Origin of the sequence: Streptomyces sp. NPDC090442, assembly GCF_044769405.1 — a bacterium.
Lineage (GTDB): Bacteria > Actinomycetota > Actinomycetes > Streptomycetales > Streptomycetaceae > Streptomyces.
This window is the reverse complement of the sequence record NZ_JBIVXW010000186.1, coordinates 1-3,558: the sequence shown is the minus strand read 5'-3', so window position 1 is coordinate 3,558 and position 3,558 is coordinate 1. Positions and strand designations below refer to the sequence as shown.

Below are 3,558 nucleotides of genomic sequence, written 5' to 3'. Positions count from 1 at the left end.
GCAGGTCTGTGACGGTTTCGGGATCCGCCGGAGCATGGGCCGGGTCGGCTCGAGCTACGACAACGCCCTCGCTGAGTCCTTCTGGCAAGGGCTCAGGCTTCCTGGGCCTTCTTAAGCGCCTTCTCGTCCGGCACCGTGATTCCCGCGCCCATGCCCTCCTTGGGCTCCTCCACCTTCACGCCGTTATCGCGCAGGCACTGACGGTATTCGTAGCCGTCGTCCTCCTTCTTTCCCTCGCCGGAACCCTGCGCGCTGCTGTCCTTGCCCGAATCCCCACCGCCCGTGCTGCAACCGGCGGCGAACAACGCCAGCCCCGTGACGAACGCAGTCGCCAAGCCGTACCTGATGTTCCCCATGAAATTCCTCCGCAACCGAGGACCGATGCCAACGGCACGGAGGCTGACATACATTGGTGTTTCGTTTCCATGCACCTGGTCGTTTATGAAAACGAAATGCCGATGCCCGCTATATATGACCCCGTACGTGTGCTGGTCGTGGAGGACGAGAAATTCATGGCGGACATGATTGCCGAGGGACTGCGCCGTGACGCCCTGGCCGTCGACGTCGCCCACGACGGCCTGGAGGCGCTGGAGCGGCTGCGTCTGGGCGAGTACGACGTGCTCGTCCTGGACCGCGATCTGCACGGCCTGCACGGCGACGAGGTGTGCCGTCGCGTCGTCGAGGCGCGCCTGCTGACCCGGGTGCTGATGCTCACCGCCGCCGGCTCCATACGGCAGCGGGTCGAGGGCCTGGGCGCGGACGACTACCTCTCCAAGCCCTTCGCCTACGAGGAACTGCTCGACCGCGTCCTGGCCCTGGACCGCCGCGCCCGGCCCGCCCTGCCCCCCGTCATCGCACGCGCCGGCATCACCTTGGACACCACCCGTCGGCAGGCTTCCCGCAACGGCCGCTATCTCGCCTCGTCACGCAAGGAATTCGGGGTGCTGGAGGTGCTGATGCGTGCCGAGGGTGCTGTCGTCAGCAGTCACGACATGGTCGAGCAGGTGTGGGAGGAGAACGCCAGCTACCGCACCAACGCCGTCCGGGTCACGCTCAGCAAACTCCGCACCAAGTTCGGCGAGCCCCCGGTCATCGACACCGTGCCCGGGCAGGGCTACCGCATCGGCGGCAGCGCGTGAAACGGCCTGCCATGCCCCGCATCTCCAGCGTCCGGCTGCCCGGCGGGGAGCAGGCCCGCCTGACGATGCTCTACGGCGGGCTGCTCGTCGTCGCCGGAGCCATGCTCATCGCCCTGGTCAACTTCCTCGTCAGCCAGGGCCTCTACAACACGATCAGCACGGCCGTGGCGCCCGTCACCGGACAAGCAGGCAGTACCCCGCCCCCCTCCCCACACCCCACCGCCGCGCCGGCAGCTCCGCAGCCCGCCCCCGCCACCCGCGACAAGGCGGCTGCGGAGGCTGTCAGCGTCTTCACCCAGGCCGCCGAACACGCAGCCCAGAACCAGCTGCTGACCATCTCCCTGATCACCCTGACCGTCTTCGCCGTCCTCTCCCTTGCACTGGCCTGGTGGATGGCCGGACGGGTACTACGCCCCGTGGGCGTCATCACCCGTACCGCCCGGCAGCTGTCGGGCGAGAACCTCCACGAGCGCATCGCCCTCGACGCCCCGTCGGGCGAACTCAAGCAACTCGCCGACACCTTCGACGACATGCTCGACCGCATAGAACATCTCGTCGGCGCGCAGAAACGGTTCGCCGCCAACGCCGCACACGAACTGCGCACCTCACTGGCAGTGCAACGAGCCGCGGCCGAGATCGGCCTGGCCACCTCCGACCCCGAGGCCGTCGCACGCATCCGCCGCAAACCCATCGAAGTCGCCGACAGCAGCGAACGCCTCATCGAGGGCCTGCTGCTGCTCTCCGTCTCCGACCAGGGCCTGGAGCACCGTGAACCGGTCGCCCTCGACGAGCTCGTACGCTCCGTGGCCGCCGAGTATGCCGTCTTGCAGCAGGCACGCGACCACGGCATCACCGTCCGGACCCGGACCACGCCCGTGACGGTGCAGGGCGACCCGGTCCTGCTGACACACCTCGTGCGCAACCTCGTCGGCAACGCCCTCCGCTACAACCACGACGGCGGCCACATCACCGTCACCGCACACGGCCTGACCCTGGAGATCGACAACAGCGGCCCACACGTGCCACCGGATACCGTCCCCTACCTCTTCGAACCCTTCCGCCGCCTGCATGAGCGCCGCCACAGCCCCGGCGAAGGAGCCGGCCTCGGCCTGTCCATCGTCGCCTCCATCGCCCGCGCCCACCAGGCCCGCACAGACACCGAAGCCAACCCCGACGGCGGCCTCACCATCCACATCACCTTCCCCCACCCCGAACCATGACCACAAACAGGGCACGCCCTGCTCACCGCAACATCTCAGCAACATGCTGACTATTTCCATGAAGTGATTCAGGTCACGAGACAGAGAGGCAAGAGCCATGCCAGCACACGAGTACGGAGATGCTGAGCTTGAGGATCTTCGTCGTCGGACTCTATTGCGCTCAGCCGTAGGACTTGCTCTGGGAATCTCTGTCTTCGGCGGTGCGGCGCAAGCTGCTGCGGCGCCGATCCGACGCGATGACGAGCATGTTCGCGGCCGTTCCGGCGGGACAGAAGACCTCGGGCAGATGGTTGCCGACATTCAACAGCTCATAGCCAAGTCATGGCCGGTCGGTGAAAAAGTCTGGCCCGGGACCAAGATGGCTGAGCAGTACCTCATCCTGGTCTCCGAACGCCAGGCGTGGGAACTCACCGTCAACGGCGTCACTCCCCTGGACCGAGCCGAAGTGGACGCATTGGCCCCCGAATACAGCTGGATGTACTTCTTCACGTCCTGGAAAGACTCCCGGGCGACCGTGATCGACCTGGAACAAACGAAGGGCGACGACTGGGAGGCTGAGCATGTTCCGCTGCCCGTTCCTGGTCCCGAATCCAACTTCGACCTCGGTACACACGAGTTCTTCCACGATTTCCAGACACAACAAGGCTGGCGGCCGCCACGGGAGGAGGAAGTCCTGAGGTATCCGCTTGAGCCTGAATGGCCGCTCTACCGGGCGCTGGTCTATGACGCGCTCAGGAAAGCCCTCACCGATCATGAAAGGCGCGAGGAACACCTTGCAGCCGCCGCTTACTGGCACAGAAAGTGGGACGACAGGTTCGGGGCGGACAACTGGCTTCGCACCCCGGACGTACATGAAGGGACGGCTCAGTTCTTCAGCACACAGATGCTGGCGGCTGCCAGAGCCACCAACCCGTCCAACGATGACGAGCGCTGGGCGCGCTCCCTCTCGCTCACCTACGACTGGTCGCCGAAGGTCCACCCCGCGTTCCTGTGGTCAAAGAATTCCTCGTACATCCTCGGAGCCGTCGCGGGGACTCTCCTCGAGATGGGCGGGGGCTCCTGGCGCGAGGGTGCCACGACGAAGGACACACTCACCGACCTACTTCTTACGGGCTGCCCCGCGATTGATGTTGGGGCGTGTTGGCCTGGGAGTTCGGCTGGTGGGTGATTCAGCAGGCCGTCGCGCGGACGAGCACGAG

The 3,558-nt window shown here is 66.0% G+C and carries 4 protein-coding genes; 3 read left to right on the top strand and 1 reads right to left on the bottom strand.

Translation table 11 applies throughout. The annotated features are described in order from the left end of the window. Window positions 1-92: 92 nt before the first annotated feature. Window positions 93-356, bottom strand: a complete 264-nt coding sequence (locus ACIQU6_RS44110) for a hypothetical protein (RefSeq protein ID WP_403488282.1) — start codon at window positions 354-356, stop codon at window positions 93-95. Between the two features lie 102 nt (window positions 357-458). On the opposite strand from ACIQU6_RS44110, the gene ACIQU6_RS44105 reads away from it, so the two are divergent. The 3 genes from ACIQU6_RS44105 (at window position 459) to ACIQU6_RS44095 (ending at window position 3,527) form a co-directional block, all read left to right on the top strand. Continuing rightward, complete coding sequence (locus ACIQU6_RS44105) at window positions 459-1,139, top strand: response regulator transcription factor (protein WP_403488280.1); 681 nt, start codon at window positions 459-461, stop codon at window positions 1,137-1,139. 11 nt (window positions 1,140-1,150) lie between these two features. Continuing rightward, window positions 1,151-2,359 (top strand): sensor histidine kinase, encoded by a 1,209-nt coding sequence (locus ACIQU6_RS44100; RefSeq protein WP_403488278.1) that lies wholly within the window; start codon window positions 1,151-1,153, stop codon window positions 2,357-2,359. A 97-nt stretch (window positions 2,360-2,456) separates the two neighbouring features. Beyond that, window positions 2,457-3,527: a hypothetical protein gene (locus ACIQU6_RS44095; RefSeq protein ID WP_403488276.1), complete on the top strand. Its 1,071-nt coding sequence runs from the start codon at window positions 2,457-2,459 to the stop codon at window positions 3,525-3,527. Window positions 3,528-3,558 lie beyond the last annotated feature (31 nt).